Below are 21,636 nucleotides of genomic sequence, written 5' to 3'. Positions count from 1 at the left end.
GACGTCGGCCGCGGCCGGTCAGTCCGGCACCGCCGGCCCCCACCTGAGCCGCAGGAACAGGGCCACCCCCACCGCGCCCAGCAGCGCGGCGCCCGCGACCGGCCATGTCCCCGGCCGTTCGGTCCCCCGGCCCCGCGCCGCCGGAACCGCGGCGGTGGTGGGCTGGGCCCGGGGTCCCGGCAGCGGCTTGCCCCTCAGGGCGTCCAGCGACCCCACCGCATCGACCCGGCCGGCCGCGTCGAACCCCCAGTCCAGCAGCGTGCGCGCCTCCTCGTACACGGCGTGCCCGCCGCCCCATTGAGGGTCCAGCACCGTCACCACGAGGGTGCGTCCGTCCTTGCGGGCGGCCGCCACGAGCGTGTGGCCGGCGCTGCTGGTGTAGCCGTTCTTGATCCCGACGATCCCCGGGTACCGTTCCACCCCGTCCGAGCCGGTGAGGAGCCGGTTGGTGTTGCGGATTCCGTACGAGCCGCCGTCGCGGCCCGGGAACATCGCCTCCTCGCGGGAGCAGTACCGGACGAAGTCGGGGCGGTGCAGCCCGGCCCGGCCGAACACCGCCAGGTCGAACGCCGACGACACCTGGCCCGGGGCGTCGTAGCCGTCGGGCGACTTCACCCGCGTGTCGTGGGCGCCGAGGGCGCGGGCCCTGTCCTGCATCCGCTCGGCGGTGACCTTCCAGCCGCCGTTGAGCGAGGCCAGCACATGCACGGCGTCGTTCCCCGAGCTGAGGAAGACTCCGTTCCACAGGTCGGACACCCGGTACGTGAGGTCCTCGGCGACCCCGACACGGCTGCTTCCGGGGCCGATACCCGTCAGTTCCTCCTCGCTGACGGTGTGCCGGATGCCGGCGGGCAGGGCGGGCAGCACGGTGAGCGCGAAGAGGGTCTTGAGGGTGCTGGCGGGCGGCAGCCTGCGGTGTGCGTCGTGTGCGGCGAGCACCTCACCGGAGTCGGCGTCGGCCACCAGCCACGACCGGGCGGACAGCTCCGGGACCTCGGGTGCCCCGGCGCGCGGGTGGACCTGGGTGCCGGAGCGGTACAGCAGCGCCGCCGGGGCCGCGGCCCGCGGTTCCGCGGCGGCTTGTGCTCCGGAGCCGGGCGACGGCGCGGGGCCCGCGTGTGTGCCGGCGGTCGCCGCGGCGGGGGCGAGCGCCAGCAGGCCCGCTGTGCAGAGGGCACACGTGGACACGGCAGCCCGCGAAGCAAGTCCGATAGTCATACCGCAAACGTAGGAAGGGGACCCCGGACAACCGCGGTGACCGGGCCGGAGACCCTCCGTAAGCACCCGGATGCCGCACGGCGCTGCGACGGCTCTTCGTGGTCGGGGAGAGGCGACTGCCGGACACCGTCAACTGCCGGGCACCGGTCAGTGGCCGGGCAGAGTGGGCTGGACGCGCCGGAGGAAGGTCGCGTTGTCGGGGGTCTCGCGCATCCGCTCCAGCAGCGTCTCCAGGCCGGACTGTCCCTCCCGGGACTGCAGCACCCGCCTCAGACCGCGTGCGACCGACAACTCCGCGGGGGTGAGTAGCAGTTCCTCACGGCGGGTGCCGGACGGGACGATGTCGACGGCCGGGAACAACCGGCGGGACGCCGCTTCACGGCTCAGCCGGAGCTCCATGTTGCCGGTGCTCTTGAGCTCCTCGAAGTAGAACTCGTCGGCGCGGGATCCGGTCTCCACCAAGGCCGAGGCCAGAATCGTGAGTGAGCCGCCCTCCTCGGCCCGGCGTGCGGCACCGAAGAACCGCTTCGGGCCGATCAGCGCGGAGGTGTCGACACCTCCGCTCATGGTGCGGCCACCGGCGGCGGCCGCGTTGTTGTACGCCCGGCAGAGCCGGGTCAGCGAGTCGAGCAGGATGACGACGTCCTCGCCCGCCTCGACCAGCCGCTTGGCCCGCTCGATCACCAGCTCGGCCAGGGCGATGTGCTGCTTGGCGGGCCTGTCGAAGGTCGAGGCGTACACCTCGCCGTGCACCGAGCGCCGCATGTCGGTGACCTCCTCGGGGCGCTCGTCGAGCAGCACCACCATCAGGCGGCATTCGGGGTGGTTGCCCGCAACGGCCGCCGCGAGCTGCTGGATCAGCACGGTCTTGCCGGTTTTCGGCGGGGCCACGAGCAGGCCTCGCTGCCCCTTGCCGACAGGGGTGAGCAGATCGACGACGCGCCCGGCCAGACCGGACGCGGGGTGTTCCAGGCGCAACCGCTCCTGCGGGTGAAGCGGCGTCAGGTCCCCGAAGTGGGGCCGGCCGCGCAGCGCTTCGGGGGTGCGGCCGTTGATCCGGGTGATCTCGGTCAGGCCGCTCCGTTCGTCGGACAGGCCCTCGGTCAGGTCGCCCTTGCGCAGGCCGTACCTGCGAAGCGTGGCGGGGGAGACGGCGAGGTCGGAGGGGGAGGGCAGACAGGCGCCGGTCCGCAGGTGCCCCTTCCCGGCCGCGTCGATGTCGAGGACGCCGCTGACGGGCCGGGGCTGCTGCCGGACGGAGGGGCGGTCGAGCGTGGGGGTAGTCATGGGGTCGGTCCTTTCGTGGACGACTGGGAGGGAAGGAACACGCGCAGGGAAGGGGAGGACCGCGCACAGGAGGGCGCGTCCAGGGCCCGGGGCGGTGGGAACAGCACCTCGGCCATGGCGGTGAAGCCCGCTCACAAGGTGGTGTGGAAAAGCCGGACGGCCGGCCCGAAATGACGGGCGGAACGGCGTACCGATGAGAAGTCCGAGGAAGAACTGGCACCGACGCCCGTATCGGGGCGCTAAACGAGTGCTCCGTGCACTGTACCACGGGATCACGGGGTATGTGCGTGCGAGGGGGGAAGCCGGAAAGGGCCCGCCGGAGGCGACCGGCGGGCCTCGGGGCAGGGCCGGGGGAGCAGTTCAGGCCGAACGGTCCTGCGCGGCATGTGCGATCTGGTCGAACTTCGCGCCCATGGCCGCCTGGAGCGCCTGCGCGCCCGACAAGGGCCGGACCATCACGGTGAGTCGGTCGATGCGGCCGTCGTCGTCGACATGGATGATGTCGCAGCCCTCGACCTCACGGTCGCCCACGCGAGCGGTGAACACGAGGACGTGGTCACGGCCGTTCGCGTCATTGACCTCCCGCACGTAGCGGAAGTCCTCGAAGACCTCCGCCACCGCGTGCAGGATCGCCGCGGTGATCGGCCTGCCGGTGTAGGGCTTGAAGACGACCGGACTGGAGAAGACGACATCCTCCGCCAGCAGCGCTTCGGCGGCGCCCATGTCGTGCGCCTCCACGGCCTCACGGAATGCCCGCATCACAGCTCCTCACAGTCAACGGATTGCAGTGCACACGAGGTTAGCCCCACGGCCGGCTCCTGGGTCTAGGCTGATCCGATGTTCAGCCCCGAAGGCCCCCGCCTGCGCGAACTCGCCGTCCAGGTGCTCTCGTCCGTGGAACGCGGATACGACCTCCTCGCGCCGAAATTCGACCACACCCCCTTCCGTACGTCCGACTCGGTGCTCGACGCCACCGCCGTGGCACTGCGGAGGCTGGGGCCGTTCGACGCCGGGCTCGATCTGTGCTGCGGCACCGGCGCGGGCATGGACGTCCTGGCGAGGGTGTGCCGCCGGAGCGTCACCGGCGTCGACTTCAGCGCGGGCATGCTCGACGTCGCGCGCGAGCGGACCGGGCCCGAGGGCCCGACGGCCGGCTGGGTGCGGGCGGACGCACGGGCGCTGCCGTTCGGACCGGCCTTCGACCTGGTGGTGAGTTTCGGGGCGTTCGGCCACTTCCTGCCGTGTGAGCTGCCAGGGCTGTTCACCCAGGTCCACCGGGTGCTGCGGCCCGGGGGACGGTTCGCCTTTCCGGTGGTCGCCCCGCCCCGGACGGGCTCGCTCGAGCACGGGATGCTCCTGGGCTTCGACATGGTGATGCGGGTGCGCAACGCGGTGTGGCGTCCGCCGTTCGTCATGTACTACCGCGCCCTCCGCTTCGGTGCTCTCCGGCGCGAGCTGGACCGGGCCGGATTCCGGGTCGCACTCCATCCGCTGCCCGAGTTCGGGCGGCGGCCGGACGGCAGCCCCCGGGTCCGCCTGGTCGTCGCCGAGCGGCCCGCGGAGCGGCGGGTCGCCCGCGGGCCGTCCGCCATGCCGGTCAGACCGCGGCGGGCAGAGTGAACTCGTAGACCAGAGCGTCCTGTTGGGCGTCCACAATCAGCTCGGTGATCTCCAGGGGCCGGGCGTACTGGTCGTGCACCCGCCGGGTGACCCGAACGGACGGCGTCCCCGCGATCCGGGTGATCGTGTCGCGGTGGTGCAGTGTCAGCCCGGCCCTGCGCAGCCAGTCGTAGGCGCGCCGCAGTTCCGCGGCGGTGGTGCCGTCGGCCCGGTCGCGGTAGCGCGCCAGCTCCTCGACCTCGGCGAGCGCGACGGTGGAGAACGAGGTCACGGCCGTCCGCAGTTCGTGCCCGTCGGCCGACGCGGACCAGTAGCGGTGTACCAGGGTAGGCCGGGAGGGTGCCAGGGCCAGCGCCTCGGCATGCCCGGGAGGCGGAGACTCCCAGGACACGGTGGCCCGCGCCATCGCGTCCCGGCCGACGTGCCGCGCGCCGACCGGGAAGGCGAGCGCCGCGGGCGTCTCCACCGGCGGGCCCTTCAGGGTGGCATGGCTGCCCCGCCGGTCGGTGGCGACCAGGCCGTCGCGGCGAAGCACCTCCAGCGCCTGTCGTACGGTCTCCCGGCTCACCCCGAACTGCTCGGCCAACTGCCTCTCACCCGGGAGCCGTTCACCGGGCGGAATGGCTCCGTCGCGCAGCGCGCCGAGCAACTCCGTCGCGATCCGCCGGTAGAGCGGCTCATCTTCGGGGTGCGCAGGGTCGTGCGGTGCGGTGGACGGGGCGGTGGGTGGAGAAGCCTGCGGAGGGCCGTGCGGAGGGTCGTGCGGGGTGGTGCGGGCCATGCCGCGCCTCCTGTTGGTGACGTTCCGTAGTTGTGTGGGCTCGTTGCGCCATCACATCTATCATTGGTCTAAACCAGCAGGGAAGAGCGGTCCATGAGTTCGGCCGAAACGGGACCGGGACGAGGCCCGCCGCGCGGTGCCGTGCGGGAGGGCGCGTGCGGTGCGGCGGCGGCCGAGTCCCCTTCCCCGGGAGCCGAAGGGAACGCGGGAGCCGCCGAAGCCGTCCTGTCCGAAAGTCCGCGGTCCGGTCCCTCAGATGTGCGAACGCATCCAGCGGAGCTGAGCAGCCTCCTGGAAGGGGCCACCGCCCTCGTGGTCATTGAAGTCGTACACCTCGATCGACTTGTCGTCGTGCGTCCAGGCGTTGAACGCCGCGAAGACCGTCGAGGGCGGGCAGGTCTGGTCCTCGAGGCCCGTCGAGAACAGCGCGGGTGCCGAGCCGTGGGCGGCGAAGTGCACGCCGTCGAAGTAGGACAGGGTGCGCAGAGCGTCCCCGGTACGGCCCCGGTGGGTCCTGAGGTAGAGGCCCACCTCCCGGTACGGGTGCCGGTCGGTGAGCGTCGCCGCCCGCGGGAAGTCGCACAGGAACGGTACGTCCGGGGCCACCGCCGCGAGGTCCGGGACCAGGCCGCCCACCGCGAGGGCGATGCCGCCGCCCTGACTCGAGCCGAGTACCGCGGTGCGCGCCGCGTCGGTCAGGGGGTGGGAACGGGCGGCCTCCACCGCGCGCACCGCGTCCGTGAACACCCGGCGGTAGTAGTAGTTCTCGGGCGCGTCGATGCCGCGCGTCATGAACCCGGGGTACGCGGGCGCGCCGCCCACCGGGTCCGCCGTGTCACCGCCGCCGCCCCAGGCGCTGCCCTGGCCCCGGGTGTCCATCACGAAGTGCGCCCGGCCCGTCGAGGCCCACAGCAGATGCTCGTGGGGCAGCCCGCGGCCACCGCCGTAGCCGATGAACTGCACGACCAGCGGCAGCGGCGCCTCGGCCCCGGCAGGCAGCGTCAGCCAGCCCTTGACCGGATGGCCCCCGAACCCGGCGAACGTCACGTCGAAGACCCGCACCGTGGACAGGCCCGTGTCGACCGGCTCGAAGCGGGCGTCCAGATCGTGCTCGCGCGCTTCCGCGAGGGTTCCGGTCCAGAACGCCTCGAAGTCCTCCGGTGCCGTGGACGCGCTCCGGTACTCGCGCAGCTCGTCGAGGGGAAGGTCGAACAGGGGCATGAGGAACCGCCTTTGTGCCGGGACAGTACGAAGCGATCACACCGTACGTGGGCCGTCGGAGCGCCCGCCAGACCCTGCGCCGGACTCGGCCCATGCGTACGCGAGGAAAGAGAGGCGCAGGTAAAAGGCGTGGAAAGCGTTTGCCGTAGCCGGGTTCGGAACGGCAGTCCCGCCGGGTCCGGTCCGGTCCGGCCGGCTGGCGTGGTGGCGGTGGCGCTGACCCGGTGAGCGGTGCGGGTCAGCCGAAGCGCTCGATGCGGATGCGGTCCACGGGCTGTCCGGCCGCGACGAGCAGCCTGGAGGCGTGCTCGGCGAAGGAGTTGGAACCGCACACATAGGCCTCCCACCCACCCGGAGGGGTTTCGGCCAGGAGCGGCGCCACATGTGCGGCCGCCATACGTCCCACGGCCGTGCCCTCCGGCGCGCTCCGGGTGAACACCCGCAGGGTCTCCGCGCCGAACTCGCCCCCGTAGATCAGCTCCTCGGGACTGCGCGCCGACACCAGCAACCGCAAGGGCAGAGACAGACCCCGGGCCCTGTGGTGCCGCACCATCGACATCAGCGGGACGACGCCCGAGCCGGCGCCCACCAGCAGCGCGGGCCGGTCGCCCGGCCAGGCGAAGAAACCGCTCAGCGGGCCGCGGACCTCGACCCGGTCACCGAGCCGGGCCACCGAGTGGAACCAGCCCGACACCTCGCCGCCCGCCACATGGTCCAGGGTCAGCTCGATGTGCCCGGAGTCGTCCGGCGCGGACGCGATCGAGTAGTGGCGCTGGGCCACATAGCCGTCCTCGGCGGTCAGCCGCAGCAGCAGATGCTGGCCGGGCACATGCCCCGGCCAGCCGGGCACGGCGAAGCGGAAGGTCGCGGCGCGCGGGGTCTCGCGACGGATACCGGTCAGTGTCGCCGTCCGCCATACCGAGGCCGTCTGCGCGCTCACTCCGATGCGTCCGGGCACGGCGAACCGTGTCGGAGGGGTGAACGGCGCCGGCAAGGCCTCCGCCTGCCGGCTCCCGGCCTCCTGCGGCTGTGCCGCCCGCTCGGTCACCTCAGCCATTTCCGTCGTCTCCGTCACCGGAGTACCGCTGTTCCTCCCAGGGGTCGCCCCGCGGGTGGTAGCCGTTGCCCTCCCAGAAACCCGGCTCGTCATGGTCGAGGAGCCGCAGGCCCGCGATCCACTTGACGCTCTTCCAGAAGTACAGATGGGGCACGATCAGCCGGGCCGGGCCGCCGTGCTCGGACGGGAGCGGCCGGCCGTCGTACTCCCAGGCGATCCAGGCCCGCCCGCCGGTCAGGTCCGCGAGCGGCAGGTTCGCCGTGTAGCCGGTGTGCGAGTAGGCGACGACATGGGTGGCGGACCGATGGGGCCGGACGACGTCCCAGAAGGTGTCCAGGGAGACACCCCCGAACTGCACTCCGAACTTCGACCAACTCGTCACACAGTGGATCGCACCCTCGTACGCCGAGGCCGGCAGGGCGTGGGCCTGCTCCCAGGTCCAGGTGCGGGGCTCCGCCACCAGCCCGTCGATCCGCAGCGCCCAGTCGGCGGGCGCGAGGTCGGGCGTGACCTCGGCGGAGAGTACGGGCCATTCGTCGCCCGCGTCGTACTGGCCGGGCGGCAGGCCGGGATTGTGCACGCGGGGGCGGCCGGTGAAGCCGCGGGTGATGTTCACGTGATCGGCGATTCCGTTGCGAGTGGTGCTCAGGTGGTTCCGGGCTCAACCGTACGGGGTGTCCGGGAATGCCCGCACACCTGTCTCGCCCGCTCGCCCGCCGGCCGTCCGTTCCGCGAGCCCGCCGGCCCCGGGAAAAGTGCCGGACGGGCGGTGGCGTCCTCGGGTACTGTTGCGCTCCGGCTGCGGAGGGTCCCAGCCGTCGACGGCCGAGGGGGTGAGCCCCATTACCGCTGTGTCAGGTCGGGTGCTCTCCCCACGAAGCGACGCGGATCGCCCCCAGTAGGTGACCGCGGGAGCGCCCTTCGGCTCTCGAAAGGCTCCTGCTGCCATGCCGTCCCCCTCTTCCTTCTCTTCCCCGCCCGTCGCTCCGTCCGCACCCGCCGCACCGGATTCCGTCGTGGCCGCGCTGCGCGCCGCGGGCTGTGTCTTCGCCGAGGCCGAGGCCGAACTGATCCTCGCCGCTGCTCCCACCCCGGACCATGTGACCGGCATGGTCGAGCGCAGGGTCCGCGGGCTGCCCCTCGAACTCGTCGTCGGCTGGGCCGAGTTCAGCGGCCGACGGATCACCGTGGCTCCCGGAGTCTTCGTGCCCCGGCGCCGTACCGAGTTCCTCGTGGCGCAGGCCCTCGCGCAGGCGCCCGACGCGGCCGTCGTCGTGGATCTGTGCTGTGGTTCGGGCGCCGTCGGCGTCGCCCTGGCCGACGGCCTCGGCACGGTCGAACTGCACGCCGCCGACATCGACCCGGCCGCCGTGCGCTGCGCCCGCCGCAATGTCGCGGACGTCGGCGGCCTGGTGCACACGGGAGACTTGTTCGAGGCACTGCCCGGTAGGGTGCGCGGCCGGGTCGACATCCTCGCGGCCAATGTGCCGTACGTGCCCAGCGACGAGATCGGCCTGCTGCCCGCGGAGGCCCGGGACCACGAGCCGAGGGTCGCGCTCGACGGCGGCGCGGACGGGCTCGACGTGCTGCGCCGGGTGGCCGCCGGGGCCTCCGACTGGCTGGCGCCCGGTGGCTGCCTCCTGGTGGAGACGACCCGCCGCCAGGCGCCCGCGGCTGCCGCGGCCTTCACCGGTGCCGGACTGCGGACCCGCCTGGCCGTCCCGGAGGAGGAGTACGCCCATGTCGTGATCGGCGTCAGACCGTAGCTCCGTCCGACGCGGCGGGACGGCCCGGGGACGCGGGGCCACCGGGCAGGGTCGCGCGGGCGATGAGCAGGGCCACGTCGTCGAAGTTGTCGGGCTCGTGCAGGGTGCGCAGCAGCAGGTCGCACATCTCCTCGAGGGAGCGGTCGGACCCGTGCAGCAGCGTGAGCAGGCGGTCGAGGCGCTCGTCCAGCGAGTGGTGCCGGGTCTCGACCAGGCCGTCGGTGTACAGCACCAGCCGGTCGCCCGGATCAAGGCCCACGACGGTGGTCGAGAACGTGACGCCACCCACCCCCAGCGGCACCCCGGTCGGCAGGTCGAGCAGTTCCGGGGTGCCGCCGGCCCGGACCCGCACCGGTGGCAGATGCCCCGCGTTGGCGATCAGGAACTGCCGTTCACGGGGATCGTGGACGACGTACACACAGGTGGCGATGGCGTCCTCGAGATCGCCGATGACCCGGTCGAGGTGCTCCAGGAGCACCGCGGGATCGAGACCGAGCGAGGCCAGCGTGTTCGTCGCCGTGCGCAGCCGCCCCATGGTGGCCGCCGCGGGGATGCCGCTGCCCATCACGTCTCCCACGACGAGGGCCGTCCTGCCGCCGTCCAGGGGGATCACGTCGAACCAGTCGCCGCCCACCTCGCTGGTGGCCCCCGCCGGCTGGTAGCGGGAGGCGACCTCGAGCCCGCCCGTCACCGGCGGATGGCTGGGCAGCAGGCTGCGCTGCAGAGTGAGTGCGGCGTCGCGGGCGCTCTGGTACCAGCGGGCGTTGTCGATCTGTATGGCCGCGCGGGCGGCCAGCTCCCGGGCCAGCAGCAGGTCGTCCTCGTCGAACGGCAGCGGGTTGCCGGTGCGCTTGAGGTCGAGCGCACCGAGCACCTCGCCGTGCGCGATCAGCGGCACTGCCAGATACGAGTGCACGCCCGCCCGGCCCAGCAGTTCGGCGGCCTCGGCGGACCGGGCGACCCGGGGCAGGTCCTCGTCCTTGACCTGCGGCAGCATCACGGGCAGGCCGGTGCGTACGCACTCGGTGACGAACCGGTCCGGGCCGTACCGGGCCACCCGGCCCGGCGGATCGGCAGCCAGTAGGGCGTCCCCCGAGCCGGCGCCCGTGCCCTGGACCGCCAGCGCCCGGATCACCGCCGACTCGGCCGGACCGAGGGTGCTCCGGCGGCCCAGCACCACCGTGTCCAGCAGGTCCACGGCGGCCACGTCGGCCAGCTCCGGCACGGCCACCTCGGCCAGCTCACGGGCCGTACGCTCCAGGTCGAGCGTGGTGCCGATCCGAGCCGAGGCGTCGGCCACGACGGCCAGCCGGCGCCGGGCCCGTTCGGCCTCGAGGCCCGCCCGGTGCTGCTCGGTGACGTCCACCACGGAAAGGGCCACGCCGAGCACCGAGCCGAGCGCGTTCTCCAGCCGGAACAGGGAGGCGGTCCAGGCGTGGTCCTCGTCGGGATCGGCCGGGGTCCGGCCGAGCATGAACTGGTCGACGACCGGTTTCCCGGTGTCCAGGACCCGCCTCGCCGCGGCCTCGACGGCTTCGATCTCCAGTTGCGGAAGCACCTCGGACATCGTGTGGCCCAAGTGTTCCTCGACCGGGACGCCGTTGATCCGTTCCAGTGCCGGGTTGACCGAGACGTACCGCAGATCCGTGTCCAGGACGGCCAGCCCGATCGGGGACTGGGCGACGATCCGGGTGGACAGCGCCACGTCCTGCTCCACCCGCCGCACGGTCGACTGGTCCACCGCGAGGCCGAGGGCGTAGACGCCGCCCTGGTCGTCGGTCAGCCGCACGTTGCGGAACTCCACGAGCCGGGTGCTGCCGTCCTTGCGCCGGATGGGGAACGCCCCGGCCCAGCTCTGCCCGGTCCGCATGACCTCGGAGAACAGTGTGACCACCAGATCCAGATACTGTTCGTGCACCATGATCCGGGCGGCGTACTGGCCCAGTGCCTCCTCGGTGCCGTACCCGAAGAGTTCCTCGGCCTGGGGGCTCCACAGCACGATCCGGCCCTGGGGGTCCAGCACCACCGAGGCCATGCGCAGCACGTCGAGCAGGCCGCTGGGACGGACCGGCCCAGGGGCCGCTCCGGCTCCGTCGTCCTCGACCGGGGGAGACCCGGCTGAACTCATCGCACGCCCCGCCTTCGCAGATTTCCGCGGCACACAGTGATGTGCCGACATCACTTGTTCTACCGTGCGTGGGGGCGATTTTCCGCCTCTCCGGCTGTCTCCTCCACCTTCTTTCCTTCCTGCGTAGGGTGCCCCGCGATCCCGTGGGTACGCCGGTCGTGCGCGGGGAGTGCATCTGTGCGTGTGTGTGCTTGGGCGGGGGAGGGCGGGGTACGCCGTGTGGCAGGCCAGGCCAGGCAAGGCACGGCAAGGACGTGGCCGAGGCATGGCAGGACGCGGCAAGGCGTCGCGACGAAAGGAGCGATCACGATGGGCAGCGAGCGACCGTACCCGGAATCCGTCTCGGTCGAGCTCAGCGGGTGCGACAGGCACGACGCACAGATCGTGTTCGACACCCTGGGCGCGTACTTCACGTCCGACCGGCGCTCCGGCGACGTGCCGGAGGAGTCCTCCGGGACCCGCCCGACGGTGTGGCTCGGCACGTTCGACGTCGCCGACCCGCACGAGGGCGGAGCCCGCCCGGACGACCCGGTCCGGCTGGCGTCCTCGGTCGAGGCCGACCTGCAGGGCGGTTGCTGGGCGGTCGACCGGTTCTGCACCACCCTGGAATCCCTGTTCACGGTGCACGACCTGAACACGGTCTCCGGCGACCAGGAGAAGGAGCTGCACGTCCGCCTCGAAAGCCGGTGACTGCCGACGGGAACGGGGCGACGGGACGTCAGCACGGCCGGGCGCCTCCGGCCGTGCGCGTCGCCGTGCCGGTGTGCCCTCCACCACGTTTTTGCAACTAGTTGCAAAAACGGGTGCGCGTCCTCTACAACAGAGGGACGACACCGCGCACGGAGGGCCCGATGAGCCGTTACCCGCACCTGCTGACCCCCCTCGACCTGGGCTTCACCACCCTGCCCAACCGGGTCCTCATGGGCTCCATGCACGTAGGCCTGGAGGAGGCGGAGAACGGCTTCGAGCGCCTCGCCGAGTTCTACGCCGCCCGTGCCCGCGGTGGCGTCGGTCTCATCGTCACCGGCGGTATCGCACCCAACGACGAGGGGCGGACCTTCGAGGGCGGCGCGAAGCTCACCACCGACGAGGAGGCGGAGCGGCACCGCGTCGTCACCGAGGCCGTGCATCGTGAGGGCGGGCGCATCGCCCTGCAGATCCTGCACGTCGGCCGGTACGCCTACCACCAGGACCTGGTCGCCCCCAGCCCTCTCCAGGCGCCGATCAGCCCCTTCACGCCCCGCGAACTCACCGACGCGGACATCGAGCGCACCATCGACGACTACGTCCGCACCGCCCGCCTCGCCCGGCAGGCCGGCTACGACGGCGTCGAGATCATGGGCTCCGAGGGCTATCTGATCAACGAGTTCATCGTCGCGCAGACCAACCGGCGCACCGACCGCTGGGGCGGCTCGTACGAGAACCGGACGCGCTTCCCCCTCGAGATCGTCCGCCGGGTACGCGAGGCGGTCGGCGAGGACTTCATCGTCGTCTACCGGCTCTCCATGCTGGACCTCGTGCCCGGCGGCTCGACCCTGGACGAGGTGATCACGCTGGCCCGCGCCGTCGAGGCGGCCGGCGCCACGATCATCAACACCGGCATCGGCTGGCACGAGGCCCGCATCCCCACCATCGCCACCTCCGTACCGCGTGGCGCCTACACCTGGGTGACCAAGCGGCTGATGGGCGAGGTCTCGGTCCCGCTCGTCACCACCAACCGGATCAACACCCCCGAACTCGCCGAGCAGCTGCTCGCCGAGGGACACGCCGACATGGTGTCGATGGCCCGCCCGATGCTCGCCGATCCCGACTTCGTGGCCAAGGCCGCGGACGGCCGGCCCGAGGCGATCAACACCTGCATCGGCTGCAACCAAGCTTGTCTGGACCACACCTTCAACCTGCAGACCCCCTCCTGCCTGGTCAACCCGCGCGCCTGCCACGAGACCGAGCTGGTGCTCTCCCCGACCAGACACCGCAAGCGCGTCGCAGTCGTCGGCGCCGGTCCGGCCGGCCTGGCCTGCGCCGTCAGCGCCGCCGAACGCGGCCACGACGTCACCCTGTTCGACGCCGCGAGCGAGATCGGCGGTCAGCTCAACGTCGCCCGCAAGGTCCCCGGCAAGCAGGAGTTCGACGAGACCCTGCGCTACTTCCGCACCCGGCTCGCCGAACTGGCCGTCGACGTACGTCTGGACACCCGGGCCACGGCCGACGACGTGGCCGGCCACGACGAGGTCGTCGTCGCCACCGGAGTCATCCCGCGGGTCCCCGACCTCCCCGGCGTCGACCACCCGAGCGTGCTCGGCTACCTCGACGTCCTGCGCGACGGCGCCCCCGTCGGCGACCGGGTCGCCGTCCTCGGCGCGGGCGGCATAGGCTTCGACGTCGCCGAGTTCCTCACCGACGGCGGCGACAAGGCGTACGAGGACCCCGAGACGTACTTCCGCCGGTGGGGCGTCGACATGGACCACCGCACGCCCGGCGGTCTCACCGCACCCGAGCGGCCCGCCCCGCCGCGCACCGTCCACCTGCTCCAGCGCAAGACGACCAAGGTCGGCGCCGGTCTGGGCAAGACCACCGGGTGGATCCACCGCACCGAGCTGAAGCACCGCGGTGTCACCATGGTCCCCGGCGTGCGCTACGACCGTATCGACGACACGGGCCTGCACCTCACCGTCGACGGCGAGAGCACCGTCCTTGAGGTGGACACGATCGTCCTGTGCACCGGCCAGGAACCGCGCCGGGACCTGTACGAGGAACTGGTCTCGGCCGGACGCCCCGTCCACCTGATCGGCGGCGCCGACGTGGCCGCCGAACTGGACGCCAAGCGGGCCATCAAGCAGGGCACGGAGGTGGCGGCGGCTCTCTAGGAGAGTCCTGTGCCGTCCCTAAAATGGGGCCCATGTCACTCCCGCACGCGATCCTCACCGCCCTGCTCGAGAAGCCGTCGTCGGGGCTGGAGCTGACCCGTCGCTTCGACAAGTCGATCGGATACTTCTGGTCCGCGACGCATCAGCAGATCTACCGCGAGCTGGGGAAACTGGAGGCCGAGGGCCTGATCCGGGCGCTGGCCGCCGGACAGCCCGCCCGCGGGCAGAAGAAGGCCTACGAGGTCCTGCCCGCGGGCCGCGCCGAACTGGCCCGCTGGACCTCCACGGCGCAGGACCCCAAGCCGATGCGCGACGCGCTGCTGTTGCGGCTGAGGGCGGCGGCGGTGGTCGGAGCCGGGGGCCTCGAGGCCGATCTGCGGCGCCATCTGGAGCTGCACGAAAGGCAGCTGGCGGAGTACCAGGAGATCGAGCGGCGGGACTTCCCGCCCGGCAGGGACGCCCCGGACGACCGGCTCCGGCATCTGGTGCTCCGGGCCGGTATCGACCTGGAGACCTTCTGGACCGGGTGGCTCGGGCACGCGGTCGCGGAGTTCGCGGAGATCGCAGAGTCCGCGGAGAACACGGAGCTCACGGAAAACGCGCAGAGCACAAAGAACACGCAGAGTGCGAAGAGTACGAAGAGCACGGAGCGCGAGGAGGACACAGCGCTGCCGGACGCTGAGCGGGCCGACCCCCCGCGGGCCCCCGCCCGCACGGAACCGTCCGACTCCGGGCGCGCGGAATCGGACGGTTCGGGCCCCGGAGAGGCGTGACGCCGGCCGCCCGACCGGAGCGCGTCGGACGTGGTGGCGACCGGCGCCGTCTCAGAACCGGTCCGGCTTGTTGCGCCGACGCAGGTACCAGGCCGTGGCGACGAGACCGGTACCGACGAGACCGGTACCGACGAGCGCGCCGCCCGCCACCAGCGTCACCGTTCCGTAGTCCGTGGAACTGCCGCCGATGCCACCCATCACCCCGAGGGACGGAGAGGGCGAGGCGGTGACCGACGGACTGGGAGAGGGAGGGGCGGCGGGGGAGACGATGATGGACTGGGTGCCCGCGGTGGTCCCGTTCGAGCACATCACGATCACCGTGTGGGCGCCCGAGCCGACGTCCGGCCAGGCGGCGGACTGCCCCGACCCGGTTCCGGACAGGGCGACCTGACGGCCCTGGGAGAAATTCGACTGGTCGGCGGCGAGCAGGGACGCGGTGCCCTAACTGTCGTTGAGCTGGGCGCACGCGGTGGTCGTGATGGAGACGGTCGAACCGGTCGCGCTCACGGAGATGCCGGGACCCGAGGCGGCCGGGCCGACCAGTGCCAGGGGCAGCGCGGCGGCGGCTGCGACGGTCAGGCCGGAGCGGGTCAGGAGCTTCGAGTAGCGCATGTGAACTGCCTCCCGGCGGCACGGCCGGCGGTACATCCCTTGCGCCGCCGAGGGCCGGGGAGCGTCCGTGCTGCCACGCGCCCAGCCAACGCGCACCCGGCCCGCGGCGCATTCCGGCCGCCGCCGGGCAGGTGACGACGGCCCTCGCCCGGTGAACCCGCCCGTCGAGTGACGCCGGACCGGGCCCGGCTCGGCCCGCCCGAACCCGGCTCGGCCTGCCTGCCCGGCGGGGCCCGGTCCCGCTCAGCGCCGAGGGCCCGTTGTCACCGTGTGCTCCGTGGAGAAGCCGCCCCAGGTTCCGTCCGGCAGCCTGGCCCGGATCCGCACTCGATGGCTGACCCCCGCCTCGCGTCCTGCGTAGAAGCTGTATGTCGCCCGGTCGCGCGGCGCCTGGCCGCCGTATACGACGGAGGTGGCCGGGTGGCCGTCCAGGTGTACCTGGTATTCCGTGATCACCCCGTCCACGCGCGGCGGTACCCAGCTGAGGTCGATGTGGTACGCCCCCTCGGACCGGTGGCTCGAGGCACGGAAGCCGGTGGGCGCCGCGGCGCGGCCGGTGCCGCTGCCCGGGGTGGTCAGGCGGAGGGGAGCACCGGGAGGAGACAGGTTGCCGGCCGCGTCCCGCGCCCGGACCGTGAAGGAGTAGCGGGTGCCCGGTCGCAGCCCCGTCATCACGGTGGCGGTCTGACTTCCGCCGACACTGTGGATCTTCGTTTCCCCCTGGTGGACGTCGTACGACAGGACGCCCCGGTCGTCCGTCGAGGCGGACCAGCTCAGCTGGACGGCCCTGCTGCCGACCGCCTTGCCGCGGAGGCCCGAGGGACGGCTGGGCGCGGACCGGTCGGCCGCCGTGGCCGTCGGTGTGGTCGCCCGCACCTCCCGGCTGCGGGGCCCTAGCCGCCCTTCCGCGTCCCGCGCCCGCACGGTGAAGGCATACGTGGTGGAGGGCCGAAGCCTGGTGACATCCACCATGTGCTCGGAACCGGGTACTTCTTTGACCTTTGCGGTGCCCCGGTACACCTCGTACCGGCTCACCCGGGCGCTCGCGGCAGCGACGGTGTTCCACATGACATGCACACTCGTGGCGCTGCCGGCCTCGGCCGTGACGCCCGCCGGAGCCCCGGGCGGCTGCCCGCCGTCCCCGTCCCCGGTCCCGGATCCGCCGCCACCGCAGGAGACGACCAGGAGAAGCACGAGCGTGAGCACGCCGCAGAGCAGGAGCGGTGAACGGAGCGCGCCACCACGCCACGTGAGGGGACGGCGGGAGGGGAGGGCAACGGTGACAGGAATGCCTCGCACGACTCTGCCTCCCGATGGCGCACAGGAATGGTCCGGACCAATGCTCGATTCCATGGTGACGTGAATGACGCGACCGCATCAAGAGGGCGGTGTGGTGGCTCGGGCGGCTCGGATCGCGTACCGTCACCGGCGCCGACTCGGGCACCCGGCCCATTGTCGGGCAGCCGAACGTGCACCGTACGGCCCTGTTGCGGTGGCCACGCCAGGGGGCCGGGGTGAGATGGGGCTGAGTGCCCGTCAGTGTCCCCCACGAGAGGCCCGCAAACCGTGATCCCTGTCCAGTCGCTCGCACTGGCCGTGGCCGGCGTCACCGTGCTCGCCCCCACGATGCTCCACAGCACCCCCTTCCAGCAGGCCCGCACGGAACCACCGGCCGTACGACAGGGTGGCTCCGTCAGCGCAGCCGACCTGCTGGCCGAGGTCGGTGACTGCACCCCCGTCTCCCACGGCAAGTACCGGAGCGACCAGGGCGCCTCCGCCACCATTCCCGTCTGTGGCACCGACGAGGTCGTGTTCTGGAAGGCCGACATGGACATCGACTGCGACGGGCAGCCCGGCATCCGCTGCAACATCACCACCGACCCGTACTTCTCCGCCTCCACCGCGTTCGCGCAGTCCGACGGCCGTCCGCTGAACTCCGAGACCCTGCCCTACGTGGTGGTGCCGGTGCCGAGCACGCTCTGGGACTACCGGGCGCACGGCGTCCGGGGCGGCTCGGTGGTGGCCGTCGTGTACGGCGACCAGGTGCAGTACGCGGTCGTCGGCGACACCGGCCCCGCGGACATCATCGGTGAGGCGTCCTACGCGACGGCCGAAGCGCTCGGCATCGATCCCGACCCACGAAGCGGCGGCACGTCCTCCGGTGTCACCTACATCGTGTTCAAGGACAGCCGGGTGACTCCCATCGAGGACCGGAAGGCCGCGGTGGCGGCGGGGGAGGCACTGGCCCAGCAGTTCGTGAACGGCGGCTGAGCCGAACCACCACACTCGGCGGCCTGAACCCGAGCCCGCCGGGGCCGGCGGGAAGTGACGGGCGGGGGAGTGACGGGCGGCGAAAGTGCCCGCCCGTCACTCCCGCCGCAACCGTGCTCGTCAGGTCTTCCGGTACGTGTACGCCTCCGCCGCCGCGGCCTCCACCGCCGCGAGGTCCGCTCCCGTCGACGCCGTGACCACCGCGGCGACCGCGCCTTCCACGAACGGCGCGTCCACCAGCCGGGTGTGCTCCGGGAGCTCGTCGCCCTCGGCGAGCAGCGCCTTCACGGTGAGCACCGCGCTGCCGAGGTCGGTCAGGACGGCGACCCCGGCGCCGCGGTCGACGGACGAGGACGCGGCGACGATGAGTTCGGCGCTCGTACCGAGACCGCCGTCCTCCGTGCCGCCCGCCGGGGCCACGGGCACCGTACTGCCGGCGCCCGCCAGTTGCTTCGCCAGCTCGGCCACCGACGCCGCCACCTGAGCACTGTGCGACACCAGGACGATGCCCACCAGCTTCCCGTCGTCACCCACCGGACACCTCCCCGGCCTCGTAGGCACCGGAGGCGTCGGAGGCCTCGGCCAGGCCTGCGATCAGCAGGGCCGCCGAGGTGGCTCCGGGGTCCTGGTGTCCGATGCTGCGCTCGCCCAGGTAACTGGCCCGGCCCTTGCGGGCCCGCATCGGTGTCGTGGCCACCGCGCCCTCCTCGGCGGCGGCCCGCGCCGCGGCGAAGGAGTCGCCGAGCGTGTCCACCGCGGGTACCAGTGCGTCGATCATCGTCTTGTCGCCCGGCGCCGCGCCCCCGAGCTGCCGCACCGCGTCCACCCCGGTGCGCAGTGCCTCGGCCAGCTGCTCCCTGCTCACCTCGGGGGCGTCACCGAGCGCCTTGCCGGTGCGGCGGAGCAGCGTCCCGTACAGGGGCCCGGAGGCGCCGCCCACCGTCGAGATCAGCAGCCGCCCGGATTGGGTCAGCACCGCCCCGGGCGTGGCGGGCGGCTCCTTGTCCAGCGCGGCCCGCACCGCGCTGAACCCGCGCTGGAGGTTGCTGCCGTGGTCGGCGTCCCCGATGGGCGAGTCGAGAGCGGTGAGCCGCTCCGCCTCACGGTCGACGGTGGTGGAGGTGACCGCCATCCAACGGCGGAAGAAGTCGGCGTCGAGCACTGGAACTCCTTGTGTAATAGGCACTGTGACCAACCACCCCGGTGTCCCTCACATGCCCCAGCGCAGTCCCGGGGTCCTCACCGGCGCGTCCCACAGCCGCAGTGTCTCCTCGTCGATCTGGCACAGGGTGACCGAGGCGCCCGCCATGTCGAGCGACGTCACGTAGTTACCGACGAGTACCCGGGCGACGGGGACACCACGCTCGCCGAGCACCCGCTGCACCTCGGCGTTGAAGCCGTACAGCTCCAGCAGCGGGGTCGCGCCCATACCGTTGACCAGGACCAGGACCGGATTGCGCGGGGTGATGTCGTCCAGGATCGCGCCGACGGCGGCCTCGGCGATCTCACCCGAGGTCATCATCGGCCGCCGCTCCCGGCCCGGCTCGCCATGGATGCCGATACCCAGCTCCAGCTCACCCGCCGGCAGATCGAAGGTCGGGCTGCCCTTGGCCGGCGTGGTGACGGCGGTCAGGGCCACACCGAAACTGCGGGAGTTCTCATTGACCTGCCGGGCGAGAGCCTCCACCCGCTCCAGCGGCTGTCCCCCCTCGGCCGCCGCGCCCGCGATCTTCTCCACGAACAGCGTCGCACCGGTGCCGCGCCGGCCCGCGGTGTAGAGACTGTCGGTCACCGCGACATCGTCGTCGACCAGCACCTTCGCGACCTGGATGCCCTCGTCCTCGGCCAGCTCGGCGGCCATGTCGAAGTTGAGCACGTCACCGGTGTAGTTCTTCACGACGAACAGCACTCCGGCCCCACTGTCCACGGCAGCCGCCGCCCGCACCATCTGGTCGGGCACGGGAGAGGTGAACACCTCTCCCGGACAGGCCGCCGAGAGCATCCCGGGACCCACGAACCCGCCGTGCAGCGGCTCGTGCCCGGAACCCCCGCCGGAGACCAGGCCCACTTTCCCGGCCACGGGAGCGTCCCGTCGGACGATCACCCGATTCTCCACATCCACCGCAAGCTCGGGATGGGCCGACGCCATCCCCCGCAACGCATCAGCGACCACGGTCTCCGGTACATTGATCAACATCTTCACGGGTGTCTCCTAGGGAGCTTGGCGGGTGAGTCTTCGACCTGCGTTTTTGCTGGTCAGAGCAGGTAGGGGAAGTTCTCGATCTTGACGGTCCGTGGCGGTCGTGAGCGGGCTGTGGCGGTACTGATGCTGACTCAATGCTGACTTTGATGACGGGCCGTCAGGTCTGCTGGATGCTTGGTTGCGGGCCGGCTGAAGTCCTCTTGTCTGAAGTATTGACAGTATTGACCTTGCGGGAGTGAAGGGCACGTACGCGGGCGCTCAGGTGCGCCCGGAAGGTGGGACGGTCTGCAGCCTTCGCCGTGCGGCGGGCCGCAATGAGGACGGGACATGCGCGGCCGCCGGGGCGGTGAGGGGGAGGGGCTCCGTCGTGAAGTCCAGGAAGAGAACGCTCGAATCTCTTGGTGGCCTGGTGTGCGGAAACCTCGGCTCCGACGATCCCGGCAGCTCATCGGAACCGAAGTACTTCCCTTACCGGCCCAGCATGTACATCGCCGAGTTCTTCGCTGGGCTCGGCACGGACTGGGTGCACGACGGCTCGACCCGGCACCGTTGGGTGGCCGACGTCCTTGAAGCGATGCCGGCCGAGCCGCACGGCGGTCCTGCTCAGCCCCGGAGTCCTTCTGCAGGCTCATCGACTACCTGATGAGTCCTGCTGACGCCCTCAATGAGGGACCGGACCGGCCGAACGTGGTCCGGGGGGTGCCTCTATGGGTTTGGTCAAGGAAATCCGGGTGCGTTTGTGTTCGGGCTGAGGTCAGCATTGCCTGGTGTCTGAGCTGCTGTGGGATGACGTGAAGGGCTTCTTCGACCTTGAGTGGGAGGGGTGCCTGCCGGATGTGTGGGTCACGGGAACTTGTGCCGCCCGAAAAGTCATCGTCGCAGGCGGCAGCGATGGTGTGGCGCTGACTGGGAGCATGTCAGGGTGATCGTGTTCCTGGTGTACAAGGTGACCCGGAAAGCAGGTCATGCCCGCCATCGAGCCCCGGCCACACACTCGGTGCACTGCTTCGGCGGCCCCAGGTCCTGGCACGCAACGAAGTCCTCGACTGCCGGCCTCGTCCTCGAAGCGTCTGTGACCAGCGGTCCGCTGTGGCATGCAGGGAACCCGTCTGCCGGAAGCAACTTGCCTGCGGCGGGTCGCTTTCATCAGTCCGTTGGGTTCAGCGGCCTGCGGGCTCCGGATAGCGCCGGCGGCGCCGCACGACAGTATCGCCGCCTGCGACCAGCTCTTCCGCCTGCGCCTGACCCATCCCGAACTCGTCGTCGCCTGGGCGGACTCCGCCTACGGCGGAACCCTCGTCGGCTAGTCCCACTCCTTCCTCGGCATCACGCTCAAGACGGTGCCCCGCCGCAAAGGCCAGGACGGATTCGCCGTCCTGGCCAAGCGGTAGAGAGTCGAGCGGGCCATCTCGTAGATCATGAGAGCCAGGAGAAACGTCCGCGACTATGAAGGCTCGTCTCCCACAGCGAGGCCCACATCACCTGGACCTTCATCACCCTCATGGTCCGCCGCCTCACCCGCCCTCCCCGGCCACCGCGCACGTCACCGCACCCCGTCGAACCGGCCGGGACGAACGCAGACAGGCCCAAGCCCATACGCCTACGGAAGCAGTCGCGCACCATCCGCCTCGCCCTCGCTGCCTTGTCTTAGCGGGTAAGCCGGTCGCTCATCACTCTCAAGGACTGGGTCGGTGATGTCACCGCAGCTCATGGTCCTGTCCGGGACAGGACCTGGACCAATGGCCATGAGTTAACGATCTACATGTGATGATCTTCGGGTGGAGCGAGCTGAGGGTGGGGCCGCGAGGCGGCTGACGGATGACGTGTCGATC

At 71.7% G+C, this 21,636-nt stretch carries 20 protein-coding genes and 2 pseudogenes; 9 read left to right on the top strand and 13 right to left on the bottom strand.

Annotated features, from left to right (window positions below; all coding sequences use genetic code 11):
* Positions 1 to 18 precede the first annotated feature (18 nt).
* The 3 genes from ACFYQA_RS28295 to ACFYQA_RS28285 all read right to left on the bottom strand — a co-directional run bounded on the left by ACFYQA_RS28295 (position 19) and on the right by ACFYQA_RS28285 (position 3,264).
* Entirely contained in the window at positions 19 to 1,218 is a 1,200-nt protein-coding gene (locus tag ACFYQA_RS28295; protein WP_388923555.1) for a D-alanyl-D-alanine carboxypeptidase family protein, read from the bottom strand.
* A 147-nt stretch (positions 1,219 to 1,365) separates the two neighbouring features.
* Entirely contained in the window at positions 1,366 to 2,505 is a 1,140-nt protein-coding gene (gene rho, locus ACFYQA_RS28290; protein ID WP_388923552.1) for a transcription termination factor Rho, read from the bottom strand.
* Positions 2,506 to 2,865: 360 nt separating this feature from the next.
* The gene (locus ACFYQA_RS28285) at positions 2,866 to 3,264 is read right to left on the bottom strand and encodes a nuclear transport factor 2 family protein (RefSeq protein WP_388923549.1); all 399 of its coding nucleotides are present in this window, start codon (positions 3,262 to 3,264) and stop codon (positions 2,866 to 2,868) included.
* Positions 3,265 to 3,342: 78 nt separating this feature from the next.
* On the opposite strand from ACFYQA_RS28285, the gene ACFYQA_RS28280 reads away from it, so the two are divergent.
* On the top strand, positions 3,343 to 4,125 hold the full coding sequence (locus tag ACFYQA_RS28280) for a class I SAM-dependent methyltransferase (protein WP_388923546.1): 783 nt from the start codon (positions 3,343 to 3,345) through the stop codon (positions 4,123 to 4,125).
* On the opposite strand, the gene ACFYQA_RS28275 is transcribed toward ACFYQA_RS28280, so the two are convergent.
* The 4 genes from ACFYQA_RS28275 to ACFYQA_RS28260 all read right to left on the bottom strand — a co-directional run bounded on the left by ACFYQA_RS28275 (position 4,103) and on the right by ACFYQA_RS28260 (position 7,800).
* Complete coding sequence (locus ACFYQA_RS28275; protein ID WP_388923543.1) at positions 4,103 to 4,906, bottom strand: GntR family transcriptional regulator; 804 nt, start codon at positions 4,904 to 4,906, stop codon at positions 4,103 to 4,105. The two genes, ACFYQA_RS28280 and ACFYQA_RS28275, sit on opposite strands and share 23 nt — an antisense overlap.
* A gap of 252 nt (positions 4,907 to 5,158) precedes the next feature.
* Complete coding sequence (locus tag ACFYQA_RS28270) at positions 5,159 to 6,127, bottom strand: acetylxylan esterase (protein ID WP_388923540.1); 969 nt, start codon at positions 6,125 to 6,127, stop codon at positions 5,159 to 5,161.
* A 238-nt stretch (positions 6,128 to 6,365) separates the two neighbouring features.
* Positions 6,366 to 7,121, bottom strand: coding sequence for a ferredoxin reductase (locus ACFYQA_RS28265; protein ID WP_388923676.1), 756 nt, complete (start codon positions 7,119 to 7,121; stop codon positions 6,366 to 6,368).
* 55 nt (positions 7,122 to 7,176) lie between these two features.
* Positions 7,177 to 7,800, bottom strand: a complete 624-nt coding sequence (locus ACFYQA_RS28260; RefSeq protein ID WP_388923537.1) for a sulfite oxidase-like oxidoreductase — start codon at positions 7,798 to 7,800, stop codon at positions 7,177 to 7,179.
* Between the two features lie 331 nt (positions 7,801 to 8,131).
* Here ACFYQA_RS28260 and ACFYQA_RS28255 point away from each other — a divergent pair, with 331 nt between their 5' ends.
* Complete coding sequence (locus tag ACFYQA_RS28255) at positions 8,132 to 8,950, top strand: putative protein N(5)-glutamine methyltransferase (protein WP_386391951.1); 819 nt, start codon at positions 8,132 to 8,134, stop codon at positions 8,948 to 8,950.
* On the opposite strand, the gene ACFYQA_RS28250 is transcribed toward ACFYQA_RS28255, so the two are convergent.
* Complete coding sequence (locus tag ACFYQA_RS28250) at positions 8,940 to 11,078, bottom strand: SpoIIE family protein phosphatase (RefSeq protein ID WP_388923533.1); 2,139 nt, start codon at positions 11,076 to 11,078, stop codon at positions 8,940 to 8,942. The genes ACFYQA_RS28255 and ACFYQA_RS28250 overlap by 11 nt on opposite strands.
* Positions 11,079 to 11,387: 309 nt before the next feature.
* Between ACFYQA_RS28250 and ACFYQA_RS28245 the strand changes: the two genes are divergently transcribed.
* The 3 genes and pseudogenes from ACFYQA_RS28245 to ACFYQA_RS28235 form a co-directional block, all read left to right on the top strand.
* Positions 11,388 to 11,768: a hypothetical protein gene (locus tag ACFYQA_RS28245; protein ID WP_388923530.1), complete on the top strand. Its 381-nt coding sequence runs from the start codon at positions 11,388 to 11,390 to the stop codon at positions 11,766 to 11,768.
* 161 nt (positions 11,769 to 11,929) lie between these two features.
* Positions 11,930 to 13,945 carry an FAD-dependent oxidoreductase gene (locus tag ACFYQA_RS28240; RefSeq protein ID WP_388923527.1) on the top strand — a complete coding sequence of 672 codons (2,016 nt, stop codon included), beginning with the start codon at positions 11,930 to 11,932 and terminating at the stop codon, positions 13,943 to 13,945.
* Between the two features lie 32 nt (positions 13,946 to 13,977).
* Positions 13,978 to 14,508: pseudogene (locus ACFYQA_RS28235) on the top strand (PadR family transcriptional regulator); the annotation flags it as partial.
* A gap of 261 nt (positions 14,509 to 14,769) precedes the next feature.
* Here ACFYQA_RS28235 and ACFYQA_RS28230 read toward each other — a convergent pair.
* Together ACFYQA_RS28230 and ACFYQA_RS28225 are read right to left on the bottom strand one after the other, a co-directional pair.
* Positions 14,770 to 15,330 (bottom strand): annotated as a pseudogene (locus ACFYQA_RS28230) (hypothetical protein).
* 243 nt (positions 15,331 to 15,573) lie between these two features.
* The gene (locus ACFYQA_RS28225; RefSeq protein ID WP_388923525.1) at positions 15,574 to 16,536 is read right to left on the bottom strand and encodes a fibronectin type III domain-containing protein; all 963 of its coding nucleotides are present in this window, start codon (positions 16,534 to 16,536) and stop codon (positions 15,574 to 15,576) included.
* Positions 16,537 to 16,899: 363 nt separating this feature from the next.
* On the opposite strand from ACFYQA_RS28225, the gene ACFYQA_RS28220 reads away from it, so the two are divergent.
* Entirely contained in the window at positions 16,900 to 17,601 is a 702-nt protein-coding gene (locus ACFYQA_RS28220) for a glycoside hydrolase family 75 protein (protein WP_388923674.1), read from the top strand.
* Positions 17,602 to 17,721: 120 nt separating this feature from the next.
* Here ACFYQA_RS28220 and dhaM read toward each other — a convergent pair whose 3' ends face one another.
* The 3 genes from dhaM to dhaK are packed head-to-tail and all read right to left on the bottom strand — an operon-like array spanning position 17,722 to position 19,804.
* Positions 17,722 to 18,135, bottom strand: a complete 414-nt coding sequence (dhaM, locus tag ACFYQA_RS28215; protein ID WP_388923523.1) for a dihydroxyacetone kinase phosphoryl donor subunit DhaM — start codon at positions 18,133 to 18,135, stop codon at positions 17,722 to 17,724.
* Positions 18,128 to 18,763 (bottom strand): dihydroxyacetone kinase subunit DhaL, encoded by a 636-nt coding sequence (dhaL, locus tag ACFYQA_RS28210; protein ID WP_388923521.1) that lies wholly within the window; start codon positions 18,761 to 18,763, stop codon positions 18,128 to 18,130. The genes dhaM and dhaL overlap by 8 nt, the downstream gene beginning before the upstream one ends.
* A 48-nt stretch (positions 18,764 to 18,811) precedes the next feature.
* Positions 18,812 to 19,804, bottom strand: a complete 993-nt coding sequence (dhaK, locus tag ACFYQA_RS28205) for a dihydroxyacetone kinase subunit DhaK (protein ID WP_388923518.1) — start codon at positions 19,802 to 19,804, stop codon at positions 18,812 to 18,814.
* 367 nt (positions 19,805 to 20,171) lie between these two features.
* On the opposite strand from dhaK, the gene ACFYQA_RS28200 reads away from it, so the two are divergent.
* The 3 genes from ACFYQA_RS28200 (at position 20,172) to ACFYQA_RS28190 (ending at position 21,111) form a co-directional block, all read left to right on the top strand.
* Positions 20,172 to 20,447 carry a hypothetical protein gene (locus tag ACFYQA_RS28200; RefSeq protein ID WP_388923515.1) on the top strand — a complete coding sequence of 92 codons (276 nt, stop codon included), beginning with the start codon at positions 20,172 to 20,174 and terminating at the stop codon, positions 20,445 to 20,447.
* 124 nt (positions 20,448 to 20,571) lie between these two features.
* Positions 20,572 to 20,730, top strand: a complete 159-nt coding sequence (locus ACFYQA_RS28195; RefSeq protein ID WP_388923512.1) for a hypothetical protein — start codon at positions 20,572 to 20,574, stop codon at positions 20,728 to 20,730.
* 228 nt (positions 20,731 to 20,958) lie between these two features.
* Entirely contained in the window at positions 20,959 to 21,111 is a 153-nt protein-coding gene (locus tag ACFYQA_RS28190) for a hypothetical protein (protein ID WP_388923509.1), read from the top strand.
* Positions 21,112 to 21,636 lie beyond the last annotated feature (525 nt).

Origin of the sequence: Streptomyces sp. NPDC005774 (assembly GCF_042871645.1) — a bacterium.
In the GTDB taxonomy this organism is placed as follows: Bacteria; Actinomycetota; Actinomycetes; order Streptomycetales; family Streptomycetaceae; genus Streptomyces; species Streptomyces pratens.
This window is presented reverse-complemented; position numbering and strand designations above follow the sequence as displayed.